This window comes from Burkholderia sp. SIMBA_051 (assembly GCF_046534915.1).
Taxonomy (GTDB): Bacteria; Pseudomonadota; Gammaproteobacteria; order Burkholderiales; family Burkholderiaceae; genus Burkholderia; species Burkholderia ambifaria.
Map to the genome: position 1 here is coordinate 1 of NZ_JAWRXS010000375.1, position 266 is coordinate 266.

1 protein-coding gene is annotated in these 266 nt (G+C 60.2%); it reads right to left on the minus strand.

Going from position 1 to position 266, the window contains the following annotated elements:
- A partial coding sequence (locus SB771_RS34925; RefSeq protein ID WP_410722031.1) for a hypothetical protein occupies nucleotides 1–266 on the minus strand: 266 nt, incomplete at both ends.

Here is a 266-nt window from a genome sequence, read left to right on the forward strand (position 1 = left end):
GCGCGTGAGTGACTTCGAGCGTGCGTTGCTGCTTGAGGAAATTCTCCGGCGTGATGACGAGCGTCGCCTTGCCGATCACGGGTGCATCCGCTTGCGCCGAGCCGCGAATCTCGGCGTACAGCGTGTTGGTCTGCTCCCATAGATTCAGCGGCGAACTGCGCGTGGTGATCTTCTGCCCGCTCAGATAGTACGTTTTGCCTTCGGTGGCATTGAGCGTCATGCGGTAGTTCATGTTGCGTTCGTCGACATCCGCCGGATCGACGACG